Genomic DNA, 23,577 nt, shown 5'->3' with positions numbered 1-23,577 from the left:
AGATTTTGAGAATGTTATCAGGGAAAATCAAGATTTGATTCGCACCTACTCCCGCCTACCTTATTTGTTCTGATTTTCCCATCATCATCCAACCGCTGCCATAAACTTTGACAAAAAATGAAGATAGCAATCATCACAGCAACTCCCCAAAATGTCAAGCTCGGAAGTGGTACTTTCGTCACCAATATCCATCTGACTAACGAGTTACGCTCCCAGGGTCATCTGGTTGATGTCTTCTCGCCAGCCAAAGCATCGGGGCCGTTAGGCTATATGGCGCATCGCTTTCTTTGGAATTGGCGACTCCATCCCCGTCGCTTTGACCACTATGATGTGGTGGTAGGTTACGATATGGATGGTTACGCCATCAGCGATCGCCTGAAAGTCCCTTTTATCGTTTATATTCACGGTATTATTGCCGATGAAGCCACCTTTGAGCGGGGTTGGGTGCGAACTTCCTTAGAATTGATGGCAAAGGCCGAGAAAGTGAGCGTCCATCGTGCGGCTCTGGTCATCTCTACCAGTGAATATTCGCGTACTAGACTCAAGCAACTTTATCAGTATGATGGCAATATCGAGATTGTTCATCCTCTAATTGATCTCAAAGGGTGGGATGCAGCGGTCGCCTCGGTCAAGTATGAGGAAAAAAACCGCGAGCAGAGGAGGCCGACGGTGTTTTGTGTCGGTGTCCAGTATCCCCGCAAAAATGTTGCCACTTTAATCCGCGCCGCCGCAATTCTCCGCCGTCAAATACCTGATCTAGAGGTAAGAATTGCCAGCAAAGGTCCTGAATGGAATAATTTACGCCGTCTAGCACAAGAACTCAATTTAGAGCAAAATGTTAATTTTCTCGGCTATCTTTCCTATCAAGAACTGATCCAAGAATATCTTGATTGTCAAGTTTTTTGTTTACCTAGTCTGCAAGAAGGATTTGGCCTAGTTTTTGCTGAAGCTATGGCCAGTTATAAACCGATTGTCGCCAGTCGTTCTTCCTCGACACCGGAGTTGATTGAAGATGGTGTACAAGGTCTATTAGCCAATCCCTTAGATGCTGAAGATTTAGCCAGTAAATTAGCAGAAGTGCTTCTAAATCCAGAAAAAGCTCGTTCCTTAGGGAAAGCAGGTAGAGCGAAAGTTTCAGAATTTGATGCACCGATTATTGCCCAACGTTTCAGTCAGTTATTAACCAATTTTCTAGAAAAATAGATTAAATTTGACAATGAAAATTTAACTACTAACGCACAGCGTATAAATGGAAAATATCCACGAATGTCGAAGGTAACAGTTCTCTTTTTTCTAGTTGAATTTTGAAGCCGTTATCTGCCAGCATTTGGCTTATTTGCTTTAAGCGTCCCTTCTGATCGTGAATTTCAGCCACTATTTGCTTAATTTTTGGCCAGTCTTTAGCTTCGATGCTTTGAAATACTTCGTATTCTTCTCCTTCCACGTCAATTTTCAATAAATCGATGGAGTCGATACCGAGTTCATTAATTACGGAGGATAGAGTTTTTACTTCACAGACTACTTGTTCTTTTTCTTGGAAAAACTCTTCAAACAAATTTTCTATTTTTTGGGAATTCTGATCGACTTTAATATCTTCTAATTCAGCCAAGGTATCCTCTGGCTTTGTGGTTGAATTAGCAGACATATTAGGATAAAAAGTAAAGATTTTTGCTCGGTTATTTTCTGAACTTAATCCACAGTTAAATAAAACAACATCCTCTAAAGAATGCAAATGAATATTTTTTTGCAAAACCTCAAAAGTTGGACTGATTGGCTCAAAGGCGAAAACTTTTGCTGTTGGTTCAACTCCCTTGACAAAAATAGAGAATAGACCGATATTGGCTCCAACATCAAAGATCACATCGCCTTCTTTGATGACAATATCATGCCCTTCATATTGCCTTTCAGTAAATATTTCCGAAAAAATGTATTCTGTTTCCTCTTTGCTACTACTGTAGTAACATTCTAATCCATTAGAAAAAGTAATTTTTTTGGCTATCACCGTTGATGTATAGTTGTAATCTTGGACAAAATTATACTAACACCACGAATCGCTCCCCGTCAAGAATGAGGTAACAAGCCTCCCTTTCCAGGGGATAGCTAAAAGCTTTGATGTGCCTAGTTTCTAACCTTCTTTTTAGGTAGGAGAATTGTCAGATTCTGTCTTTTGCACGAGTGCCTGTTGCCTCTTGCCTTCAAAAGCTGATAACTGATAACTGAAATTACGGACTTAAGCCACCTTTTTCCGTGACTCAAGGATGGGGTGAATAATTGTCCAGGCCAGGACGATAATTAAAGCCAAGATACCAAAACGAGCCATAGAACTAACTAACTGGTGCAAGGGGAACAAACGGCCTAAAAAGAAAGATAATGTCACCATAATCGTCGCCCACACCGTTGCCCCACCGAGATTACAGAGGAAAAAGCGACCGTAGGGCATTCGGGCAATTCCCGCCATGGGACCGGCAAAGATTCTTAACAAAGCCACGAAACGACCGAAAAAGACCGCCCGGGGTGCATTTTTACTAAATTGATCCTTGGCTAATTCTAGTTTTTGGGGGGGAATCCGAAAGAATTTGCCAACTTTTAACAAAAACGGCCAACCTCCAGCGCGACCGAGCCAATAGCCAAAATTATCGCCCAAAACTGCTCCTGTAATTGCGCTGACTAAAACTAACCAATAGTTCAAATCACCGCTACCGGCAAGGAAGCCGCCGACAATTGTGATGGTTTCCCCGGGGATGGGAATCCCGGTATTTTCGAGGGTGATGCCGATAAATACTGCCCAGTATCCGTATTGGTGGGCGATTTCTTCAATATTTTCTAGGGATAATAGCTCTAGGGACATGGAGCGCTTTCTTAACAAAGGTTTACGAATATTCTAAGATATTTTTACAGTATTTAACCGTGGCTGAACATGACTTTTCCCAGTATTGATTTATTAGCAATTCGTCAGGGTCAGATAAAAGATTTAGCGGGCATGAACTTGTCAGGGGCTGATTTAGCGGGTGCAGACCTAGCAGGGGCGAATTTACGGGCAAATTTGCGCGGTGCTGACCTAACTGGGGCAAATTTAAGGGGAGCAGATTTTCGGAATGCCGATTTACGCGGGGCAATTCTCCTCGATGCGATCGTGACCGGGGCAAGTTTGGCCGGTGCTTTTTTAGCCGGGGCGGTTTTTAATCATCTAGATTTGTCTGGGGCGGATTTTCGCGGTGTCGATGGCCGGGGAGTGAGTTTTGTTGGGGCGATTTTAACCCAAGCGGATTTTACTAGCGCTAATCTGTCCGGGGCAGATCTGTCGGCAACCGATTTAGAGGAAGCAATTTTTTTCGGGGCGATTTTACGCGGAACAAATTTTACTGATGCCAATCTTCTTTGTGCTAGTTTAGCCTCGGCAGTAACCCCGGGGGCAATTTTCGATCGAGCTTGTTTAGAAGGGACAGGATTAACCTAAATGGCTGATAAGACCTCTTGTAAAAATCAAAAATTGTTGTTAGGGTTGGGAGTCAGTAGCCAGTAGTCAGGAGTCAGGAGAATTAAGAATGAACAATAATCAGTTAAATGGTCTATTTATAGACTTTATGCCATTTAATCCTTATTTCTGCCATTTTTGAACTCTGAAAAATTAATTATCCAAGAAATTTATAAAAGAAGAGCAGTTTCTAATCAGTTGCTGTCAGCTGCTCTAGGTTTAAAAATCTTGACCATTTCCCTGTTTATCTGCCTCCATAGCTCCAGCTATTCTCAACCATTTAACCCCTTTGCTGCCCTGGGTCTTATTCTTGGCCAAATTTATCAAGTTTTTGCCATCCTCGACCAGAAAATTTAGTTTAATTATCTGGGTAATCAGTGCAGTTATTGAAGAATTTTTCCCAACCAATTAAGCAATCAATTTACTTACTTAAGGCAACCTAGTAGAAAAGATTATGCTCAAAAATGATAGGATTGATTGATACCTAGCTGCCGTTAATCGCCATCGATGAGACCTTTACGCCGACTTTACCGCTATTTAAGTTTATTTTGCCTCTGTCTTCTTCTGACCGTGGGCTGTCAGTCCACTAATTCCAATTTACCCCGAGGGGATAGCGATCGCTTGATGATCGGGACAACCCTAAAACCACGCTCGATCGATCCTGCCGATAGTTATGAGTTAGCGGGACTTTTTATTATTTATAATCTCGGTGAAACTCTCTACACCTACGCGGAAGGAACCACTAATTTAAAGCCTCTCTTGGCCACGGAATTGCCCGAAATTAGCCCCGATGGTTTGACTTATACTATCCCAGTACGTCGAGGGGTTATTTTTCATGATGGCACGGTTTTTAACGCGGAGGCGATGAAGTTTTCCCTAGAAAGATTTATCAAAAATGGTGGTGAACCTTCCTTTCTTCTTCGGGATACAATTGATAAAATTACCGCTACAAAAGAAGACGAAATTACTATTAAACTAACCAGACCTTTTGCCGCCTTTCCCGCTCTTTTAGCTTACCCTGGAGCCTGTGCAGTTTCACCCAAATTTTATCAAATTGGCGAGGGTAAATTTAAACCCGAAGAATTTATCGGCACAGGACATTATCAATTAAAAGCAGTTACTAGCGATTCTTTTAGTTTAGAAGCCTTTGATCGCTATTGGGGAGAACCGGCCAAAAATAAGGGAGTTAATGTTCAAATTTATCTCTCTAATCCTGCCAATTTATTCAACGGTTTTCAGACGGGTGCGGTGGATATTGCCTATCAATCTTTACTCCCTCCTCAAGTGAGAAAACTACGCACAGAAGCAGACCAGGGAAAATGGCAAGCCATCGAATCTTCTGGGGCAGCAATTAACTTTATGAGCGTCAATCTCAAAAGTGAACCCACCGATAATATTTTAGTGCGACAAGCAATTGCTTCTCTAGTCGATCGAGATTTACTTAATGATCGCATTTTACAAGGTCAAGGCATCCCTCTTTTTAGTCTCATTCCTACTACTTTTTCCGAGTCACAACCGGTGTTTAAAGAGCGCTATGGCAACCATAATATAGAGCAAGCAAAACAATTACTAAAAACTGCTGGTTATAGTCAAGAAAAACCCGCGATTGTAGAAGTTTGGCACTCCTCCGGATCGATCACTTCCAGCACCGTGGCGGCGGTGATGAAAGCTCTAGCAAAACGGGATTTAGATAATATGATTCAATTTGAACCCAATAGTATCCTAGGAGCGGCATTTTTCCGTAATATTAGCCGGGGACTTTATACCACTGCTCTATCTAATTGGTATCCCGATTTTTTGGATGCAGATAACTATATTTATCCCTTTTTAGATTGTGCTAAAGGTTCCCCAGAAACTGGCTGCGAAGAAGGAGGATCGCAAAGTCAAGGCTCATTTTTTTATAGTCAAGAAATGAATCAATTAATCGACCAATCCCGTCGGGAAAGTAACCCAGCCAAAAGAAAGCAAATTTTTGGCAAAATTCAAGAAATTCTCGCCGATGAAGTTCCCTATATTCCCCTTTGGCAAACCAAGGAATACGCTTTTGCTCGCAATGGCATCAGGGGAGTTATCATCAATCCCAGTCAAACTTTTCCCTTCTGGACAATCGCCAAAAAATCCTGATAATTAATTATTAGGAGTCAGCATTGAATCAGTTATCAGTTATTAGTTATCAGTTATCAGTTATCAGATGTGAGTTTTCAGTTCACTGATTACTGTTTACTGTTCACTGACAAAACTCTCTATTTCCTTCCCCATTCTCCATTTTCCTATGAAACTAACAGCAATGTCCTTTAATATTCGCTACGATAAACCCGATACCGATGAGCGTAATTGGCGAGTAAGAAGGGAAGCCGTAGCGGCTTTAATTGCTCACTATTCTCCCGATATAATTGGTACTCAGGAAGCTCGCGCTAATCAACTATTGGATCTACACCGTTTATTGCCAAAATACCAAAGTTTAGGTAGTGATCGCAGGGGGACAGGATTAGATGAACATTGTGCGATTTTATATCAACCAAGTCGGTTAAAATGTTTAGAAATATACGAATTTTGGCTATCAGAAACTCCCGATATTATTGGCAGTATCACTGAAGCTTGGGGTAATCCTTATCCCCGCATGGTAACGGGAGCTAAATTTCGCACTCTTGAGGGGCAAACTTTGCAGTTTTATAACACCCATCTCGATTACTATAGTGACCAAGCTAAGGACTTAGGGGCTAAGTGCATACAGGAGCATTTTTGTCAACTAAATTTAACAAAAGATTACCTATTTTTAACGGGGGATTTTAATGTTAATTCTCAGCAATTACCCCGTCAGATTTTAACTCAACCTCTCCAGTCAGAAATTAGATTAAAGGATGCTTTAGCCGATTTGGAATTAGCCGAACAAATGAGCTTTAATAATTACACCGATACCCCCTATTTAGCCATCGATACCATTTATTATGATAGCCGTTTGCAGTTAGATTGGGCAAAAGTCGATCCTTCTCGTTGGCTGAATCTTATTCCTTCCGATCATTATCCCGTAATTGCTGCTTTTACCTTGCCCTAAAAATAGATGATTTTTGTATTTAGCAAATATATAGAGGCTGAAAGCTTCAGCAGACTCTGGTGATTCGATGGTTAAATTTGTTAAGTTTTTTAAACGGCAAAAAAATTAACAATAAGCGCAAGCCTTGCCAGATATAGATCGCTCTCAATGGCGAAACCAATAATAATTATTCCCAAAAACTTAAGATTTATTTACGTTTTTAAAGGGCAGTAATTACCGCATTTGTGTTATAAAAATAACAATAACAATTTCTTGACCGAGGAAAAATTTATGAGCATCGAAGACAAAATGAAAGCGGCTGCCAAAAATGTCGAGGGGAAAGTACAATCGGCTGCTGGAGAATTAACTGGCGACGAGAAAATGAAAGCAGAAGGAGAATTAAAGCAGCTACAAGCAGCGGCAATGAACGTGGCAGCTGATGTCAAAGATAAGGCAGAAAATTTGTTGGAGGACATGAAAAACGCCGCCCAGGACGCAATCGAAAACATCAAAGACAAAATTAACTGAACGGGATTAAAATCATGATTAATGTCATTTCTTGGATGATTTTGGGCTTTATTGCTGGTGCGATCGCAAAAGCTATTTATCCTGGGCGACAGGGGGGTGGTATTTTTGCCACGACTTTGCTAGGAATTATCGGGGCTTTTGTGGGGGGAACCCTGTTAAATTTGCTTCAAACTGGCAGTTTTGCCCTAGGGAGTTCTAGCTTGAGCATACCGGGTATTTTTGTGGCTATTATCGGGGCAATCCTGTTTATTTTCCTCTGGGGATTAGTTACCAAACTCCTTCCTCGCTAATAGTCTTAACTCCTGTTTATTTGATTAATTCCACCCCATCTTTGCCGTCAATCTCTTGTAGATAAACCTTTACCTGTTCCTCGGCTGCAGTGGGTAGTTTTTTGCCCGTAAAATCCGGGTGAATTGGTAATTCCCGATGACCACGATCAACGAGGACTAATAAGCGGATTTTTTGCGGTCTGCCATACTCAATAATAGCATTGAAAGCGGCGCGGATCGTGCGACCTTTATAGATAACATCATCGACTAAAATCACGGTTTTTCCCGTGACATCTAGGGGCATTTTGGTTTTAGCAGGAGTGCGGGTTTTAATGCGATCAAGATCGTCGCGATAGAAGGTAATATCGATCGCTCCCACGGGAACTTTTACCCCTTCTAAGCTCTCAATTTGACTAGCAATTAAATTAGCTAAAGGCACTCCTCGCGTGTAGATACCGATCAAAATCAAGTTATTTAAATCGCCACTTTTTTCGATAACTTCGGAAGCTAAACGGGTAATGGTGCGACGAATTTCGTCAGCCGAGAGAATTTCAATTAACTGTGGGGTCATAATTTTCCAAGACAAGGGGGGATAGGGGATAGGGAAATTTTTACGGCAATGGATACCTTTTTTTACTTTTTCTTTTTTCCTTTAAAACCATCTTCCCACTAACGAATATAATTATTTTCACTTACCTATTTTAACTCGATCGCTCATGAGTGATGAATTATTGCAAAAATCTGCCCTAGAATTAGCCCAACTGATTCGCACTAAACAAATCTCCCCCCTAGAATTAACCCATTTATACCTCGATAGAATTGAGAAATTTGACTGTCAAATCGGTAGTTTTGTCCATGTCGCCGGGGAAAGCGCCCTAGCAACCGCGAGCGCCCAAACGGAACAATTAAGTCAAATCACCGATACTGCCGAATTACCGCCTTTTTTTGGAGTTCCCACCGCCATTAAAGACTTAAATGCCGTCGCCGGAATGCCGGTTAGTTACGGAGTCGCCGCTTTACAGGGAAATATTGCCCAATACGACGAAGGAATCGTCACCAGAATGAAAATGGCGGGTTTTATCCTTCTGGGCAAAACTGCCACTTCCCAGCTAGGGTCCTTTCCCTACACCGAAAATCCGGGTTTTTTGCCGACTCGTAACCCCTTCAACCGCGATTATACCGCAGGAGGTTCCAGTGGCGGTGCGGCGGCGGCGGTAGCGGCGGGTTTCTGCCCGATTGCCCAGGGTTCCGACGGTGGCGGTTCCATTCGTACTCCGGCGGGTTGTTGCGGTTTGGTGGGGATAAAACCCAGTCGCGGGCGCGTTTCCTATGCCCCGGTGGGGGAATTTCAAAGCGGTATCGCCACTAACGGCACTCTTTCTAAGACGGTGGCAGATGGGGCGGCGCTGCTTACCGTGATTTCGGGCTATACGACGGGCGATCCCTACTGGCTACCCGATCCGCCCTTTTCTTTTCTAGAAGCCACTCAGAGAGGCGTAAAACCCCTGAGAATCGCTTTTTCTACTTCCATATCCCCCTTCGGCGAAGCGGCTTCCGTCTATAAAAATGCTGTGATCGAGACGGCTAAAATTTTAGAGGACATGGGGCATCACTTAACGGAGTATTCTCCCGATTTACAGGCTTTAATCGCTCCTTTTCGCCGTATTTGGCAAGCGGGGACGGCAGCGGCGGCAATTCCCAGGGAGTTATTAAGTCCCCTGAACCAATGGTTATTAGACAATTCTGGCAGCGCTGGGGAATACCTGCAAGCGGTGCGGCAGATGCACGTTATTTCGCGGCAAATTGTGGCGATGTTTGATAATTTTGATGTCTTACTTTTGCCAATTTTTCTACATCAACCCCCCGGAATTGGTGAGTGGGAAAATTTACCACCGGAAGAAACGATTAATAAGATGATTAGTTGGATTGCCCCTTCTCCGATTGCTAATGCGAGTGGTTTACCTGCGATTGCTTTACCCACGGGAGTGGATAGTCAGGGTTTACCCGTGGCAATTCAGTTAGTGGGCAAACCTGCCGATGAAATCACTTTGTTAGGTTTATCGGCACAATTAGAGGCAGCTAATCCTTTCGGTTTGATGGCTAATTTTAACTAGCAAGACTTTCGGTAAATTGGGGAATAGAAGCGATAAGTTTACGGGTGTAATCACTTTGGGGAGAGTTAATAATTTGGTTAGCTGTACCCATTTCCTCAATTTTACCTTTATTCATCACCATAATCCGATCGCTCATAAATCTGACGACACTTAAATCGTGGGAAATAAAGATATAAGTGAGATTAAATTCCTGCTGTAATTCTTTGAGTAAATTTAAGACTCCCGCTTGCACGGAAACATCTAAAGCAGAGACAGATTCATCACAGATAATAAACTGAGGATTTAAGGCTAAAGCGCGGGCAATACAAACCCTTTGTCGTTGTCCTCCTGATAATTGATGGGGATAGCGATCGAACCAATTAGGATCAAGTTTAACTCGTTCTAATAAATATTCTACTCGTTGCCGTCGCTTTTGGGAATTGCCGCCAGTATGATGAATAACCATCGGTTCTAAAATTGCTTTACCGATGGATAAACGGGGATTCAGGGAGTTGTAGGGATTCTGAAAAACTATCTGTAATTCCCGTCGCAGTAGTCTTAATTTTGGATCGCTGGGGTTTAATTTAGCGAGATTTTCTCCTCGGAAATAGATATCTCCAGAAGTGGCAGGAATTAAGCGCAGAATTGTCCTTGCTAAAGTGGATTTTCCGCAGCCAGATTCACCGACTAAACCGAGGGTTTCCCCCCGTTTAACAGCAAAACTGACCTGATCTACGGCATTAAAAAAGGTCTTTACTTGCCCGAAAACTCCCTTAACAGGAAATCTAACCGATAAATTTTCTACCGATAAAATATTCTCGTGATTCTGTAAACCTTCAATTCTGCTTTCTTCCTCTTGGAGAGTAATAAACTTAACTGCTGGTGGAGTAATTTCCTGTAAGTCAATAATCTTACCTTGAGAGTCTTTTTCGACTCGTAAAAAATCGCTGACGGTGGGCAATTTTTCTGGACGAGAGTTTAAGCGGGGGCGACAGGCAAGTAAACCTTTTGTGTAGGGATGTTGGGGAGAATTTAATACTTCTTCTTTCGTTCCCTGTTCGACGATTTCTCCTTGATACATCACGACAATTTGATCGGCAATTTCATTAATAACTCCTAAATCGTGGGAGATAAAAACCATTGACATTTCTCGATCGCTTTTACACAAATCGCGTAATAATCTTAATATTTCTGCTTGGACAGTCACATCTAAAGCGGTGGTTGGTTCATCGGCAATTAATAGGGTAGGATTACAAGAGATCGCCATGGCAATCATTACCCTTTGTAATTGTCCCCCCGATAATTCGTGAGGATAACGCTTGAGAATTGCTTCTTTTTGTTCTTGAATATAAGTTCTAATTTTTTCTCTGACATGACCCTTATTTTCTAAGGGAAAAGTTTCTATATACTTCTCCTCTAACTGTTCATCACTGGGTAATAAGCGCACTTCTTGCAGTAGAGAGATGGCTTGATTTTTTGCCTGTTCAGTGCTGACTTTTTGGTGCAGTAAAATTGCTTCGGTGAGTTGAAACTCGATGTTATAAACTGGATTAAGAGAACTCATTGGTTCTTGGAAAATCATCGCCATTTCTCCCCCGCGATAATAACGCAATTCTTCCGGGGGAATAGATAATAAATCCACTGCTTGCATTGACTGACCTTTTGCCGGACGAAAGCAAATTTCTCCCGCGGTAATTTTTCCCGGAGAGGGAACCAGTCCCATGAGTGCGAGGGAGGTGACGGATTTTCCTGAACCCGACTCCCCCACACAACCGAGAACTTGACCTTTCTGCAAGCTAAAACTAATGTTATTAACGGCGACTGTTGTTCTTTTCTGATTAGAAAATTCAACGGTGAGATGGCGAACGTCGAGAACTTTGTTATCCATGGGTCTTTAACTGGTGAAACCTAGCATCATCTTAACCTAAGTTGTCAATTTTAACTATATAGCAGTTATCTTATTGGTGAGGTGGGAAGTTTTACTTACCCAATCAGGTTACATTTTCTCTTGATGAGAAAAGCTATATTCACCTTCACTCATCAACAAATAAGAGGTAAGCTATTTTCTTAGCTTAATTATACTTATCCTCTCCAAGCCATTCATTTTGGTTCCGCATTCTATTTTTAATAATAGCTTTAATGGTGTCGGTTGAAACTTCGAGTTCTATCAGTAAACAAGTTTGTAATATTAAAGTTACGGTACACCATAGATCCTAGAGTTATTGATTTTTTATTTTTATTTTCTTGTCTGGGTTAGTTAAATTATTTCTAATCTCAGTTACTCGCTTAATAAATTTATCTTTTAAATCTTGATCTTGGTTTATTCTAGAGAATAAACTATCATCTTGTGAGTTGAAAGTATCAGCAAAGCTTTGTTTAGTAGCGTCATTGTTTTCAATGAATAAATAGGAAATATTATCTATAATATTTCTCAGTCTATCCTTTAGATCTCAAGGGGTGACAAAGGGGTTCAAAGGTAATCAAGATAAAGACTCTAGCCAAATGAACCCAAAAGAAATAGAGTGGTTGAGACAACCACCCAAAATTTCAATATGTTACCATCATTCTATCAGGCCTGTTTACAAGCCAGCTTGACACAAGCACAATATCTGACTCTACAAATTCTTATACTGCTCCTACAAAGCCATAGAACAGTACAATTGGAGAGATTGGCCGCCTTATTTCCCCAACCAATTACCTTTGAAAGCAGAAGAAGAAATTTACAAAGGTTTCTCAAGTTACCGCAATTAAGTGTAAAATTGTTATGGTTTCCGCTAATTAAACACATTATTAAGCAAGAGTTTAGCGAAAAAAATAAAAATCGACATCAAAGAAGAAAACTGAAAAAACTTAAGCATCTGGGACATCTATTATTGGTAATTGACCGAACAGATTGGAAAGGAAGAAATTTGTTTGTAGCTAGTGTTATTTGTGGAAAAAGGGCGTTACCTGTGTACTGGATATTGTTAGATAAACAAGGAAGCAGTAATTTAGGGAACCAAAAAAACTTTCTCAAGCCGGTATTAAAATTTTTGAAATCCTACCCAGTTGTCGTGATAGGCGACCGAGAATTTCACAGTGTTCAACTAGGAAAGTGGCTAGACGAAAAGGGGATAGCCTTTATTCTGAGACAAAAGAAGGGAACATCTTTGCTATTATCAGGTGAAGAAAACTATCAACCTCTAAAAGCTCTAGATATTCAACCGGGGACTCAGCATTTTTTTTCGGATATTTATCATACATCTGCTCATAAACTTGGCCCTTTTAATTTGGCCACTCGCTGGAAAAGACGCTACCGTAGTAAACAAGCCGAAGCTCCTTGGTATCTTCTTACTAATCTTGACTCTTTGGATGAGACTTTAAATTTATATGAATCTCGTTTTGGCATTGAAGCAATGTTCAAAGATTGTAAAACGGGAGGTTATAATATCGAGAAAACTAAAGTTAGCGAACCGCGTTTTTTAGCTCTTGTTTTATTAATTGCTATCGCCTATTCTTTAAATACAATACGGGGTCAACAACTCAATATTTTACCCCACCGTGTTTATATTTGTCGCCTCAAAGAATCTAATCGTTCTGCTGAAAGACATAGTGATTTTTGGATAGGGACTTATGGTACTTTTTGGGTTGAGTCGATGGATATTTTTTCGGAACTTGCCCTTTCTTTGATACGCCTCAAACCCCAGAAAAACCCTTATTTCTCCAAAGGGTTAACGGCTATGAGCCTTATCAAGCAAGCTCTTTAACCTTTCTGTCACCCCTTGAGCCTTTAGATTCATCTCAACCTTAAACAAGTATTTAACTTGGCTATCTAAAAACGTTTTGAAATCTTCTTGGATAGGATAATTTTGAATAACTTCGCAAAGTTGTTGAGCAATGCCATTTTGACAACTATCTTGAGACATATATTCGATATTATGTTTTATTTTTTTAGTTTGTTTATGATAGATATCCAACGCTTGCACAATATTCAGAAATTTATATTCCAGATATAATTTTGGAGTATAAATATTTATTAATAGTTCCTGAAAAATAGTTTTAAATTTCTCTCGGTTGTCTATCCAGTTTTGGGAATTTTTTCAAAATCATCTTTAATATCATCATAAGTTAACAGCATTTTTTACCAAGAGATATGATCGAAATTCTCTGAAAATTTTCTTTCATTCCATATAATCTCAATCGTATTTATTTGATCTGGGCATTGGCTATCAGTTTTATCATGTCTAGCGTGAACTGAAACAATTTGATTAGAAGAATAAGTAGCAAAGCTAAGAAAATCACGAAATTGGATATAGCACTTTTCACGTTACTGAGGTATCGACAAGTTTTGCCAGCAAGGGGCTTAAGCGCCTTGCCCATGCCTCATTCTGATGAAAACTGCTATAGATTTCTACAGTATTATCTAACCAGCCTATTTCTAAAGCTAAAGCTAGATATACTTTTAACGCAGAACCATCGATTTCTGACAGCTTCTCCTTGAGAGGCTTGATATAGAGTTTGATAAAACGACGTTGCTGGCGCAGTTTAGACATCGCAAACACCTTAACAGCTTTCGAGATACAGCACTTTCAGGCTCGCCCGCTCGCTTGTCGAAGTTGAACCCCCCCCTTACTGCAGGGTCTGACAACGGTTCCCGCGTTGCCTTAACGATCAAGGCGCCGCTTTAGTATTATATACCGTGTTTTCAAGGTAAAAATTACCGCTATTAAAATTCGCTACAACCCCTGCGCTGTATATTTTTGAAAAATAGATACTCAAATGAATGTCTTTGTCTAAATTTTAATATTTTAATAAACGGGGTCATGGAGCCGATTGGTGCTACGCACAGGTTGGCTGAAAGACCAAAACGCTTGGAGAGCTATCCACAAGTGGACAACTAGATAACAAGTGATATTCTAGTAGGTTCGGATAGGACCTAATCGTGTAAGACGTGAGTAGGGGAAACCAGAAAGCGCAGTGATGAGCTTCGAGAATCCCTCGCATGAGCGCTTCGGGGATTGTCAACTAGAGCGATCCGGCTTTTCTCGACTTTGTGTGATCATCAGTGCTTATCATTCGTAGGAGTCTTGCTAGACAAGGCTTTGAAGACTATATTTCTGGAAAATTATCCCTATTCTTCTTACTTCCACACAGAAACGAGAAGAGCCAAAAATCTTTAGCCGAAAGAGTTCATAGCTGTGAGAAATTTAGTTATTCTTGCGATAGAGATGTAGCCGCCGCTCAGGTTATGCTTAATTATGCAAGGGGTTGGGAACGAGCCTATGCGGGATGCAGAGTCGGTGAGCTTCTACCTTGTGCGGAAGCATGAGGCAAATAGAGGCAAAGAAGCGTCAGAAACCCCCCACTCACTGCTGAGTGGGGGGTAGTTTATCTCAAATGTCGGGGTGAAGACCCTCGCTTGAGTGCGACGGGATGAAACCCCGACCAATATAAAACAGCACTTCGACACATTTCGACACATTTCGACACGCTCAATGTAAAGGCTCAATGTCAAGGCTCAGTGACACGAAGCACGATTAAATCCTTGACAGTTTAGCCTTGCATAGTTTACCATAGTAGTATAGTTTGATAAGTAAGATGTTAAAAGCGTTTAAGTACAGAATTTATCCGACAAGTGAGCAATCAGTTTTGCTCGCCAAGTCGTTTAGCTGTGCTAGATGGTTTGACAATTACGCCCTAAATTTGACATCTGAAACTTACAAGCAAACTGGAAAAGGATTAAGCAGAAACGAAATAATTAAGCTGCTGCCTTCCCTAAAAAAAGAGTATGAGTGGTTAAGCGAAGTACCATCGCAGGTATTACAGCAAGCCGCTTTAAATCTTTCTAGTGCTTTCCTTAACTTTTTTGAAGGTAGAGCTAAATATCCTAACTTCAAGAAAAAGCAAAATAGGCAGTCAATTAGATTCCCTCAACACTGTAAGTTAAAAAATAATGTTCTGGTATTGCCTAAAATTGGTAAAGTCTATTGCCAAGTTTCACGGCCACCAGAGGGAAACTTAAAGTCTGTTACGGTTTCAGTTAATCCATCAGGAGAATATTTTGTATCTTCTCTCTATGATGATGGCAAGGATTTACCCCAGAAATCAACGTCTCGACTTCGCGGTTCGGCTGAGATCACCGTCGAAGCCTGAGCTCACGGCCGAAGCCTGAGCGAAGCCGAAGGGTCATCAGAAGGAAAAGCTATCGGGATAGACGTTGGACTAACCCATTTTGCTATTACATCAGATGGGACTAAACAGGGGAATCCTAAATACTATCGTAAGTACGAACAAAGATTAGCGAGGAGACAAAAGAAACTTAGTCGCAAGCAAAAAGGCTCTAACAACCGCAATAAAGCTAGAGTTAAAGTTGCTAAAGTTCACTCTAAAATTGTTCGTTGTCGTGAAGATTTCCTCCACAAACTAAGTCGTAAATTAGTTGACGAAAACCCAGTCATAGTGGTAGAAAATCTGGCAGTCAAAAACATGGTCAAAAACCATAAACTAGCCAAATCAATTAGTGATGCTGGTTGGGGTCAATTCTGTACCATGTTAAAATACAAGGCTGAATGGGAAGGAAAAATCTATATAGAAGTAGATAGATTCTTTCCTAGTTCTAAGACTTGTAGTAACTGTTTAAATCGTGTTGATAGTTTGAGTTTAGATATTCGTAGTTGGCAATGTCCTAAGTGTGGAGAAACCCACGATAGAGACATTAATGCCGCTAAGAATATTCGGGATGAAGGTTTACGAATTTTGGCGGTAGGGCATACCGCTACTGCTTCTGGAGGGAGAGTAAGACCAAGTAAAGGCACTGCTTTTACAAGGCATCTCCCCGTGAATGAAGAATCCCTCGCATGAGTGCGATGGGAGTGTCAAAATTAGTTTTTCAGTCATCAAATCTGGAATTTATGAGCATTTTAGAACTGATAGAAAAAAGACTAGAAGAAAACTTTGCCCTCCACGAACAATACCTAAACCCCCAGATGGTTAGGGTACTAAAAACGATCGGCTACGATCGCCACTACGTTAAAGCCGAAGGTCCCTACCTATTCGACAATCAGGGGGAAAAGTATCTGGACTTACTGAGTGGTTTTGGTGTTTTCGCTCTCGGACGCAATCACCCCAAGATCGTGCAAGCTTTACAAGAGGTATTGACGGCAGCATTGCCCAATTTAGTCCAATTGGATGCTTCCATCCTAGCGGGATTGCTGGCGGAACGGTTAGTAGCGATCGCACCGAATGGATTAGAACGAGTTTTCTTTGCTAATTCCGGCACAGAAACCGTCGAGGCTGCCATTAAATTTAGCCGCTACGCCACCGGACGCAGCCAAATTGTTTACTGTCAGGGGGGCTACCACGGGTTAACCATGGGTTCCCTTTCCGCCACGGGCGATCTCCATTATCGTGAGGGATTTGGGCCTTTTGTCGCCGATTTTAAGGAAATTCCCTTCGGCGATCTGGCCGCACTCGAAAAAGCTCTAATTAACCAAGACGTAGCGGCTTTTATTACCGAACCGATCCAAGGTCACGGGGTGAGAATTCCTGAACCGAACTATCTCCCGGCGGCGGCTGCCCTTTGTCGTCGTTACGGCACTCTTTTTGTGGCCGATGAAGTGCAGACCGGTTTAGGCCGGACTGGCAAAATTTGGGCTGTGGAACATTGGGGGGTAGAACCGGACATTTTATGTGTTGCCAAGGCTCTTTCGGGCGGTTTTGTGCCAGTGGGAGCGGTTCTCTGTCGTCGCTGGATCTTCGATCGAGTATTCGATCGCATGGATCGTTCTGTGGTCCACGGTAGCACTTTTGGTAAAAATAATCTGGCCATGGCCGCCGGTATTGCCACTTTACAGGTGATTGAGGAGGAAAAATTAGTCGAGCGATCGGCCGTAATCGGTCAACAAATTATCGCAGAACTACGGCCCCTCGTAGATCAGTACGAATGTTTGCAGGAAGTGCGGGGATTGGGTATGATGATCGCCTTGGAATTTGCCGAGCCGAGCAGTTGGTCACTAAAAGCCGCCTGGAAAATGCTAGAAACCGCCAATAAAGGGCTATTTTCCCAGTTAATCGTCGTTCCCCTCTTTACCCGCCATCAAATCCTCTCCCAGGTTTCCGGCCACGGCATGAATATCATCAAGTTTATCCCCCCCCTCACCCTCTCCGATGAGGATTGCCGTTGGCTTGTCACCGCCGTTAAAGATGTGGTCGCTGATGCACACCGCTTCCCTGGGGCCGCTTGGGAATTCGGTAAAACCTTGGCCAGCCAAGCTATACGCCAAAAAACCGCCAAAAAATAGTTAATATGTCCAGTTTGTTTCATCCCCTCTGCGGTAGTAACCTTAGTACCCTATTACGTTTATTTTTGACCAATGGCGGCATCGATCGCCCCAATTTGGCCCCAGCAACCTTGGCCCTGGCAGTTACCCTAGCGCGACTGCCTTTTTCTACCCTAGAACGAATTTTAATGACAGGGTTTTATGAGCGCGGCGTGCAGGTAAAAGCACCCATTTTTATTGTCGGCTATTGGCGCAGCGGCACGACCCATCTCCACAATTTACTCGGTCAATCGGAGCATTTTGGCTATATTTCCCCCCTAGCGGTGGGATTACCCTGGGATATCCTCGGTATCGTCCGCTTATTTCAACCGCTGCTAGAATTGGCCCTACCTAGCGATCGCCATGTGGATAACGTCGCCGTTACTCCCGATTCCCCCCAAGAAGATTCGATCGCCCTGGCCAGCATGATCCCCCTTTCCTACTACCATGGTTTATACTTTCCCCAACGTTTTCAGTATCATTTCGATCGAGGAGTTTTTTTTCAAGGCTGCAGCGACAGGGAAATCGCCACTTGGCAGCGTTGGCATACTCATCTATTAAAAAAAGTTTCCATCCATCAAAGAGGCAAACAATTACTAATCAAAAACCCCGTTTATACGGCACATATTGCCAAATTGCGAGCTATCTGGCCCGATGCTAAATTTATTCATATCTACCGCAATCCCTATCTAGTTTTTCCCTCAACTCGTCACTTTTTTACCCGCATCCTACCGGAACTAGCACTACAATCCTACGATAATTTATCCACGGATGAAATCGAGCAGACAATTCTGAAAAGTTATCCCCCAATGCTTAATTCTCTCCTGCGAGATAGCGCCGATTTACCCGCCGATAGTTTTGTAGAAATTCGTTTTGAAGATTTAGAAAAAGACCCCCTAGCACAAATCGAGAAAATCTACGATCAACTGCAACTTCCCGACTTAAAAATATCTAGGCCTCGCTTTGAGAAATATATCGCCAGTCTGCAAGGATATAAAAAAAATAATTATCACCCGGATGCCAAAGCGATCGAGTTAGTCGAATCCCATTGGCTCCCATTTATTCAACGTTGGAATTATTTTCAGTGATCAGCTTTTTCAGTTATCAGTTATCAGTTATCAGTCATAAGTAGGTAGGCGTTAAAAATTATCAGACACCCTCCTTATCAAGGGTAGGGTTGATTCATGAATCAACCCTACCTTATCAAGAGGGGCAGGGGGGATCGAACCTAAAATCCATTTTTAATTTAATTATAACCAGCTACTTAAGTCATAATTCCCGCTCTTTTATATCTTTTAAACAGGATTTAGTATAACTACTTCTTGCCTTTTGCCTATATCCTAACCAAAAACTTAATTTTACACGACTACTTATGAAATATCTTAAATTTATCTTTCTGGGTTTAGGTTTTGTTTTACTAGGGGTAATTTTACGCCAAACAAATCTACAAGAAGTTTGGCAACAAATCACCCTAGTCGGTTGGTGGGGAATGACATTAGTGATTATTTTTTATTTCCTAGAATTCCTCACCGATGTTTTTACTTGGCAACTAACTTTTAAGAGTATTCCTATCCAACCTCGATGGACAATTCGGCTATTATTAATTTACATGGTAGGGGCAGCCTTTAATCGCGTGACTCCCTTCGCTTCTTTGGGAGGAGAAGGTTTTAAAGCAGTGATGTTGAAAACTCACTATCAGATTAGCTATAAAGAAACCAGTGCCTCGATTATTCTGACCAAGACATTAAATACTGCTTCCCTTGTCTTCTTTGCAATTATCGGTTTTTTGCTGCTCCTAGCTTCCCCAAAATTCTCCAATTCTTTTAAAACTTTTACCGGATTAAGTCTTGCTATATTCTCCAGTTGTATCCTGATATTTTTCTTGATTCAGCGATTCCGTTTATCCTCCCGAATAGTTAATCGATTAGGTCATTCTTTTTTAGGCGATCGCCTAGCTAAACCTTTAGAAAATCTTCGCAGTGTCGATGATCGTTTAGGGGAATTTTACCGGAATCTGCCCCTATTTAGAAATGGCTTGATCGTCGGTTTTCTCAATTGGCCCCTCGGAGTTTTAGAAATCTATGTTTTAATGCAGTTTCTCCAACATCCGCTCAGTTTTGCCGATGCTTGGTTATTTGATTCCGTTGCCCAATTGGTGCGCGCTGGAACCTTTTTTATTCCCGCTAATATCGGTACTTTAGAAGGTTCTTTAGTGCTGCTGGGTGCTTCTTTAACCGGTAGTCTAGAATTAGGTTTAGCGATTTCCGTAATTCGCCGGGTTAAAGATATTCTCTGGATTATCTTAGGTTTGTTGATCTGGTGGTTATTTTCCCTAAGACCAACTTTACCCGATCGCTCTTCAAAATAATCTCAATCATACTAAATCCGTTGAGTATAGGTAACATATCAGGATAGGCACTCATGTACTCATGCGCTCATGCAAAAAGGGGAATAAATAATCAGTCTTTAATAACCAGATTTAGTATTATCAGTAACTTTTAAATTAGTACAAATATATGAACAACTGCGTGTAAGCATCCCACCGAAAAACTAATGCGCGGGGGGTTTGGGGGCGGCGCCACGCCCCCAACGGGGGGTTTGGGGGGTAGAACCCCCCAAAAGTCTGGATTTAGGACAAAAAATCTAGAAAGCACAGTTTTTAAAAATTCGCCGGGTTAAAGATATTCTCTGGATTATATTAGGTTTATTGATCTGGTGGTTATTTTCCCTAAGACCAACTTTACCCGATCGCTCTTCAAAATAATCTCCATCAGTCAACTGCCGATTATTCATCCTGTAATTTTTCGCGTACATTGCGAACAATCCGCGATAATTCAGTCTTTTCATCGACGCTAATTTTAGTCGGGGAACCACTAATAATCCGCTCGTAATTGCGGAAAGAATCCTTGATATCCGCCCCATCCTGACTGATAGTATATTCACGAATCCCTTTATCGTGCCAAGAACCGCGCATCTTAAAGACGTTAATCGCTCGCGACATTTCGCCGCGAATTTCCACATATTGCAACATTAAAATCGTGTCGGTAATCGTAGAAATATGGGATTCGGTGATCGAGTGCGCTCCCATAAATTGGTCGGTGGTATTGGTGAAAAATCCCGTAATTTCCTCCTGTTTGGCGTATCCTGTCACCCCGATCACAAATTGCCGAAAAGCATTATTTGTCACCCCGCGTGCGAGCGCCGATAGAGAATCGATGGCAATACGGGAGGGTTTAAATTCCGAGATTTCCGACTTAATCATCTGTAAATGGTCCTCTAATCCCGCCGATTCGGGGTAAGAACACAATAATTTTAATAATCCCTTGCGTTCCATCTCCTCAAAATCGATCCCCCAAGAAGAAGCATTTCGGGACAATTGGGCGCGAGATTCTTCATAAGCGAACAAAATCGCCCGCTCACCGCGCCGACAGCCTTCTTCCAGAAATTTACTGACTAAGAGAGTTTTACCCGTACCGGTTGCTCCTGTGGCCAAAATAATCGAATCCTTGAAAAAACCGCCCCCACACATATCATCAAGGGTTTTTACTCCCGAAGAAATGCGGACATTAGAAGATCGCTGAGTTAAACGCATCGCACCGAGGGGGAAGATATTAATGCCATCATTGGTGATAGTAAAGGGATATTCCCCCTTCATGTGGGTTGTTCCCCGTAATTTGAGGATTTCTGCGGTTCGGCGTCGCCTTTCTCCCTCTAGCACGTTCCGCATAATTACCACATTATCAGAGACAAATTCCTCTACACCAAAACGGGCCACCGCTCCGTATTCTTCGATACGTTCCGTGGTCATAATTGAAGTCACTTCTAATAATTTTAACCGGGCCACGAGCCGAAAAATTTCTCGCCGTACCACTGACACCGCTTCGTACTGCTGAAAAACAGCAGTTACAGAGTCAATTGATACCAGTTTGGCTTTATATTTGGTAATTGCGTATTGAATGCGCTCGATTAGGGCCGAAAGATCAAAACTACCCACCACCTCTTGACCTTCCGGATCCGGGGAAGCATCGAGAATAAATAATTTACCCTGGTCAATTAATTCTTCTAAATCCCAACCAAAACTATAGGCATTTTGGATAATATCGGTGGGAGATTCTTCAAAAGTAACAAACAGGCCCGGATAGTCAAAATACTTGATCCCGTGGTAGAGAAATTGCACAGCAAGCAGGGTTTTTCCCGTGCCAGAAGTGCCACTAACTAAGGTAGTTCGCCCCATGGGTAAACCACCGTGAGTGATCTCATCAAAACCTTCAATTAGGGTTCTAATTTTGCGAACACCTTTCGGTTTAATCGGTGGATTCAATTGGCTATTAGAGTTAGATTGAGTCATTATTTATCCAGCGAATATTTAAAGAGTAGGATTTTTATCTAATTTTTCCACAGAAACATATCAGGCCTGACTAGACACTTTACACCATCTTGATGTCCATTGACTCTTGACTTTCCCATAGACGTACTAGATTACGCACCGAGCATTTCTCCTTCAATAAATATAACCCGTCTAATCACCTATTGCCGAAGGCCTAGCTATCATTTTCTCGTTCACGAATTTCCTCGTACAGTAAGTCTAAACCGATCAGAACCTTCTCTCGATCGGACAAATCACCGATAATTTTCCGCACCGGGGGAGGGAGGACTTTCGCGAGGGTAGGAGTAGCGAGAATCTTGTCTTCCTCCGCTAGTTGCGGGTTTTTCAGTACGTCAATCACCTTGAGCGCATACACTCCCTGAAATTCCTCTTCTAGGATATTTTTCAGGGTTTTCAAGGCGCGCACGGAGTTGGGGGTATTCCCGGCGACGTACAGTTTTAAAACATAGGTTTTTTTAAAGACGCTCATAGGTTAGGATCACAGGGGCTGAGGATATGAGTTCATTGCTATTTGTCTGGGATATTTTAGTCTATTCCCAATAATAAATCATCAGGGATATCCTCGCGAGGTATGGAACGACGGTACATTTCCCCCAAGTGAGCAAGGATATCAATGAGAGCGAGACGATAATCTAGGAGAATTTCCTCACTTCTGCCTTCTAATTTTAATTGTTGGGAAAATTCATCCATTAACTCTATATGAATTTCCAGAATTTGCGACACTGAGAGATCGGTAAAAAAGACATTATTAACCAACTCATCGATCGCTTGATTAATCGGATAATCCTGTAGGAAGTAATTTAAAATAATCTCCCGATAATCTGCTCTTACTTCCCGCAGTAATTCTTTTTTTTCCTCCGGGGCAAGATTGCGATAAAATAGCTGCGGGTTGCGTTTGTAGTAAACACCTAAATAGCCGAGTCTTTCTTTTAATTTTTCTGCTAAACGGCGCTGTTGTAGGAGGAGAAAACTGTGATTATTTGCCACGGGATTCGGTTGGTTAACAATCGTAGTACGCTCGGAAAAAGAGCAATTAGGAGCTAAATGGAGAAATCTAGCGATCGCTTGGTCGATGACGGAGGTGATGCTGTCTAATTCCTTGACGGTAATTTGTAATTCGGCACTATGATAGAGACAGGTGGGAGAGTCATTCGTCTCGGCAGTGATGTTCTTGTCAGCGACAATGATCACTACTGGCAGTAAAATCCCCCCTTCGTAGAGTTGATTAAAAGTCGGCTGTAGGGAAGGATGAAAGACCACCAGCAAACAATCGATTTTTTCCTTCTGTGCCTCGATATTAGCCAGTAATTCGCTAGAAGACGACCCTAGGGTTAGATTATAGCGTTCATTAGCCAATAAAGCCGTCAAAGAATTAACCAGCCCCGGGGGTGAACTCACTCCCGTCAAGGGTGAGTCCGTTGGGACAAAAGCATAAATAGTCAGTCTCGGAGGCAACGTTTTCTCACCCGCAAGGTAGATAGAAAATAACAAACA

The 23,577-nt window shown here is 42.0% G+C and carries 20 protein-coding genes and 1 pseudogene; 12 read left to right on the top strand and 9 right to left on the bottom strand.

The features are described from left to right. Nucleotides 1-117: 117 nt before the first annotated feature. Nucleotides 118-1,203, top strand: a complete 1,086-nt coding sequence (locus tag RAM70_RS04320; protein ID WP_045361396.1) for a glycosyltransferase family 4 protein — start codon at nucleotides 118-120, stop codon at nucleotides 1,201-1,203. Between the two features lie 28 nt (nucleotides 1,204-1,231). On the opposite strand, the gene RAM70_RS04315 is transcribed toward RAM70_RS04320, so the two are convergent. Together RAM70_RS04315 and RAM70_RS04310 are read right to left on the bottom strand one after the other, a co-directional pair. Next, entirely contained in the window at nucleotides 1,232-2,002 is a 771-nt protein-coding gene (locus RAM70_RS04315) for an FkbM family methyltransferase (RefSeq protein ID WP_045361395.1), read from the bottom strand. Between the two features lie 228 nt (nucleotides 2,003-2,230). Beyond that, on the bottom strand, nucleotides 2,231-2,848 hold the full coding sequence (locus RAM70_RS04310; RefSeq protein ID WP_002775352.1) for a DedA family protein: 618 nt from the start codon (nucleotides 2,846-2,848) through the stop codon (nucleotides 2,231-2,233). 69 nt (nucleotides 2,849-2,917) lie between these two features. On the opposite strand from RAM70_RS04310, the gene RAM70_RS04305 reads away from it, so the two are divergent. The 5 genes from RAM70_RS04305 (at nucleotide 2,918) to RAM70_RS04285 (ending at nucleotide 7,327) form a co-directional block, all read left to right on the top strand. Continuing rightward, a complete protein-coding gene (locus tag RAM70_RS04305; RefSeq protein ID WP_045361394.1) occupies nucleotides 2,918-3,457 on the top strand; it encodes a pentapeptide repeat-containing protein in 540 nt (179 codons plus the stop codon). 525 nt (nucleotides 3,458-3,982) lie between these two features. After that, nucleotides 3,983-5,599 (top strand): ABC transporter substrate-binding protein, encoded by a 1,617-nt coding sequence (locus tag RAM70_RS04300; RefSeq protein WP_287998482.1) that lies wholly within the window; start codon nucleotides 3,983-3,985, stop codon nucleotides 5,597-5,599. A 148-nt stretch (nucleotides 5,600-5,747) separates the two neighbouring features. Continuing rightward, complete coding sequence (locus RAM70_RS04295; RefSeq protein WP_045361391.1) at nucleotides 5,748-6,530, top strand: endonuclease/exonuclease/phosphatase family protein; 783 nt, start codon at nucleotides 5,748-5,750, stop codon at nucleotides 6,528-6,530. A gap of 270 nt (nucleotides 6,531-6,800) precedes the next feature. After that, the gene (locus tag RAM70_RS04290) at nucleotides 6,801-7,037 is read left to right on the top strand and encodes a CsbD family protein (protein ID WP_045361389.1); all 237 of its coding nucleotides are present in this window, start codon (nucleotides 6,801-6,803) and stop codon (nucleotides 7,035-7,037) included. Nucleotides 7,038-7,051: 14 nt separating this feature from the next. Further along, on the top strand, nucleotides 7,052-7,327 hold the full coding sequence (locus RAM70_RS04285; RefSeq protein WP_193745637.1) for a GlsB/YeaQ/YmgE family stress response membrane protein: 276 nt from the start codon (nucleotides 7,052-7,054) through the stop codon (nucleotides 7,325-7,327). A 16-nt stretch (nucleotides 7,328-7,343) separates the two neighbouring features. Here RAM70_RS04285 and pyrR read toward each other — a convergent pair whose 3' ends face one another. Then, nucleotides 7,344-7,877 carry a bifunctional pyr operon transcriptional regulator/uracil phosphoribosyltransferase PyrR gene (pyrR, locus tag RAM70_RS04280; protein ID WP_004162618.1) on the bottom strand — a complete coding sequence of 178 codons (534 nt, stop codon included), beginning with the start codon at nucleotides 7,875-7,877 and terminating at the stop codon, nucleotides 7,344-7,346. Nucleotides 7,878-8,022: 145 nt separating this feature from the next. Here pyrR and RAM70_RS04275 point away from each other — a divergent pair, with 145 nt between their 5' ends. Next, a complete protein-coding gene (locus RAM70_RS04275) occupies nucleotides 8,023-9,420 on the top strand; it encodes an amidase (protein ID WP_045361387.1) in 1,398 nt (465 codons plus the stop codon). On the opposite strand, the gene RAM70_RS04270 is transcribed toward RAM70_RS04275, so the two are convergent. After that, complete coding sequence (locus RAM70_RS04270; protein WP_045361385.1) at nucleotides 9,413-11,287, bottom strand: ABC transporter ATP-binding protein; 1,875 nt, start codon at nucleotides 11,285-11,287, stop codon at nucleotides 9,413-9,415. The genes RAM70_RS04275 and RAM70_RS04270 overlap by 8 nt on opposite strands. Nucleotides 11,288-11,951: 664 nt before the next feature. On the opposite strand from RAM70_RS04270, the gene RAM70_RS04265 reads away from it, so the two are divergent. Next, entirely contained in the window at nucleotides 11,952-13,145 is a 1,194-nt protein-coding gene (locus RAM70_RS04265) for an IS4 family transposase (RefSeq protein ID WP_045356150.1), read from the top strand. On the opposite strand, the gene RAM70_RS04260 is transcribed toward RAM70_RS04265, so the two are convergent. Continuing rightward, nucleotides 13,110-13,364, bottom strand: coding sequence for a hypothetical protein (locus RAM70_RS04260; protein WP_376750877.1), 255 nt, complete (start codon nucleotides 13,362-13,364; stop codon nucleotides 13,110-13,112). The genes RAM70_RS04265 and RAM70_RS04260 overlap by 36 nt on opposite strands. Nucleotides 13,365-13,700: 336 nt before the next feature. Then, the gene (locus RAM70_RS04255) at nucleotides 13,701-13,931 is read right to left on the bottom strand and encodes a hypothetical protein (RefSeq protein ID WP_045361383.1); all 231 of its coding nucleotides are present in this window, start codon (nucleotides 13,929-13,931) and stop codon (nucleotides 13,701-13,703) included. 1,045 nt (nucleotides 13,932-14,976) lie between these two features. On the opposite strand from RAM70_RS04255, the pseudogene RAM70_RS04250 reads away from it, so the two are divergent. The 4 genes and pseudogenes from RAM70_RS04250 to RAM70_RS04235 all read left to right on the top strand — a co-directional run bounded on the left by RAM70_RS04250 (nucleotide 14,977) and on the right by RAM70_RS04235 (nucleotide 20,064). Then, nucleotides 14,977-16,239: pseudogene (locus RAM70_RS04250) on the top strand (RNA-guided endonuclease TnpB family protein). A 50-nt stretch (nucleotides 16,240-16,289) separates the two neighbouring features. Beyond that, complete coding sequence (locus tag RAM70_RS04245) at nucleotides 16,290-17,678, top strand: aspartate aminotransferase family protein (RefSeq protein WP_312672424.1); 1,389 nt, start codon at nucleotides 16,290-16,292, stop codon at nucleotides 17,676-17,678. Between the two features lie 5 nt (nucleotides 17,679-17,683). Further along, nucleotides 17,684-18,784 (top strand): sulfotransferase family protein, encoded by a 1,101-nt coding sequence (locus RAM70_RS04240; RefSeq protein WP_312672422.1) that lies wholly within the window; start codon nucleotides 17,684-17,686, stop codon nucleotides 18,782-18,784. A 284-nt stretch (nucleotides 18,785-19,068) separates the two neighbouring features. Continuing rightward, nucleotides 19,069-20,064: a lysylphosphatidylglycerol synthase transmembrane domain-containing protein gene (locus tag RAM70_RS04235; RefSeq protein WP_312672419.1), complete on the top strand. Its 996-nt coding sequence runs from the start codon at nucleotides 19,069-19,071 to the stop codon at nucleotides 20,062-20,064. A gap of 417 nt (nucleotides 20,065-20,481) precedes the next feature. Here the strand turns inward: RAM70_RS04235 and kaiC are convergent, their stop codons facing one another. The 3 genes from kaiC to RAM70_RS04220 all read right to left on the bottom strand — a co-directional run bounded on the left by kaiC (nucleotide 20,482) and on the right by RAM70_RS04220 (nucleotide 23,538). Further along, a complete protein-coding gene (kaiC, locus tag RAM70_RS04230; RefSeq protein WP_045361377.1) occupies nucleotides 20,482-22,044 on the bottom strand; it encodes a circadian clock protein KaiC in 1,563 nt (520 codons plus the stop codon). Between the two features lie 193 nt (nucleotides 22,045-22,237). Beyond that, nucleotides 22,238-22,552 (bottom strand): circadian clock protein KaiB, encoded by a 315-nt coding sequence (gene kaiB, locus RAM70_RS04225; protein WP_002733742.1) that lies wholly within the window; start codon nucleotides 22,550-22,552, stop codon nucleotides 22,238-22,240. 56 nt (nucleotides 22,553-22,608) lie between these two features. Beyond that, nucleotides 22,609-23,538, bottom strand: coding sequence for a circadian clock protein KaiA (locus RAM70_RS04220; RefSeq protein ID WP_312672415.1), 930 nt, complete (start codon nucleotides 23,536-23,538; stop codon nucleotides 22,609-22,611). Nucleotides 23,539-23,577: the final 39 nt, after the last annotated feature.

This window comes from Microcystis wesenbergii NRERC-220 (assembly GCF_032027425.1).
Taxonomy (GTDB): domain Bacteria; phylum Cyanobacteriota; class Cyanobacteriia; order Cyanobacteriales; family Microcystaceae; genus Microcystis; species Microcystis wesenbergii_A.
This window is presented reverse-complemented; position numbering and strand designations above follow the sequence as displayed.

Excerpts from the sequence above, each read along its gene's own strand:
- RAM70_RS04320 (WP_045361396.1), top strand. The coding sequence starts at position 118 with ATGAAGATAGCAATCATCACAGCAACTCCCCAAAATGTCAAGCTCGGA.
- RAM70_RS04310 (WP_002775352.1), bottom strand. The coding sequence starts at position 2,848 with ATGTCCCTAGAGCTATTATCCCTAGAAAATATTGAAGAAATCGCCCAC.
- RAM70_RS04305 (WP_045361394.1), top strand. The coding sequence starts at position 2,918 with ATGACTTTTCCCAGTATTGATTTATTAGCAATTCGTCAGGGTCAGATA.
- RAM70_RS04300 (WP_287998482.1), top strand. The coding sequence starts at position 3,983 with ATGAGACCTTTACGCCGACTTTACCGCTATTTAAGTTTATTTTGCCTC.
- RAM70_RS04295 (WP_045361391.1), top strand. The coding sequence starts at position 5,748 with ATGAAACTAACAGCAATGTCCTTTAATATTCGCTACGATAAACCCGAT.
- RAM70_RS04290 (WP_045361389.1), top strand. The coding sequence starts at position 6,801 with ATGAGCATCGAAGACAAAATGAAAGCGGCTGCCAAAAATGTCGAGGGG.
- RAM70_RS04285 (WP_193745637.1), top strand. The coding sequence starts at position 7,052 with ATGATTAATGTCATTTCTTGGATGATTTTGGGCTTTATTGCTGGTGCG.
- pyrR (WP_004162618.1), bottom strand. The coding sequence starts at position 7,877 with ATGACCCCACAGTTAATTGAAATTCTCTCGGCTGACGAAATTCGTCGC.
- RAM70_RS04275 (WP_045361387.1), top strand. The coding sequence starts at position 8,023 with ATGAGTGATGAATTATTGCAAAAATCTGCCCTAGAATTAGCCCAACTG.
- RAM70_RS04270 (WP_045361385.1), bottom strand. The coding sequence starts at position 11,287 with ATGGATAACAAAGTTCTCGACGTTCGCCATCTCACCGTTGAATTTTCT.
- RAM70_RS04265 (WP_045356150.1), top strand. The coding sequence starts at position 11,952 with ATGTTACCATCATTCTATCAGGCCTGTTTACAAGCCAGCTTGACACAA.
- RAM70_RS04255 (WP_045361383.1), bottom strand. The coding sequence starts at position 13,931 with ATGTCTAAACTGCGCCAGCAACGTCGTTTTATCAAACTCTATATCAAG.
- RAM70_RS04245 (WP_312672424.1), top strand. The coding sequence starts at position 16,290 with ATGAGCATTTTAGAACTGATAGAAAAAAGACTAGAAGAAAACTTTGCC.
- RAM70_RS04240 (WP_312672422.1), top strand. The coding sequence starts at position 17,684 with ATGTCCAGTTTGTTTCATCCCCTCTGCGGTAGTAACCTTAGTACCCTA.
- RAM70_RS04235 (WP_312672419.1), top strand. The coding sequence starts at position 19,069 with ATGAAATATCTTAAATTTATCTTTCTGGGTTTAGGTTTTGTTTTACTA.
- kaiC (WP_045361377.1), bottom strand. The coding sequence starts at position 22,044 with ATGACTCAATCTAACTCTAATAGCCAATTGAATCCACCGATTAAACCG.
- kaiB (WP_002733742.1), bottom strand. The coding sequence starts at position 22,552 with ATGAGCGTCTTTAAAAAAACCTATGTTTTAAAACTGTACGTCGCCGGG.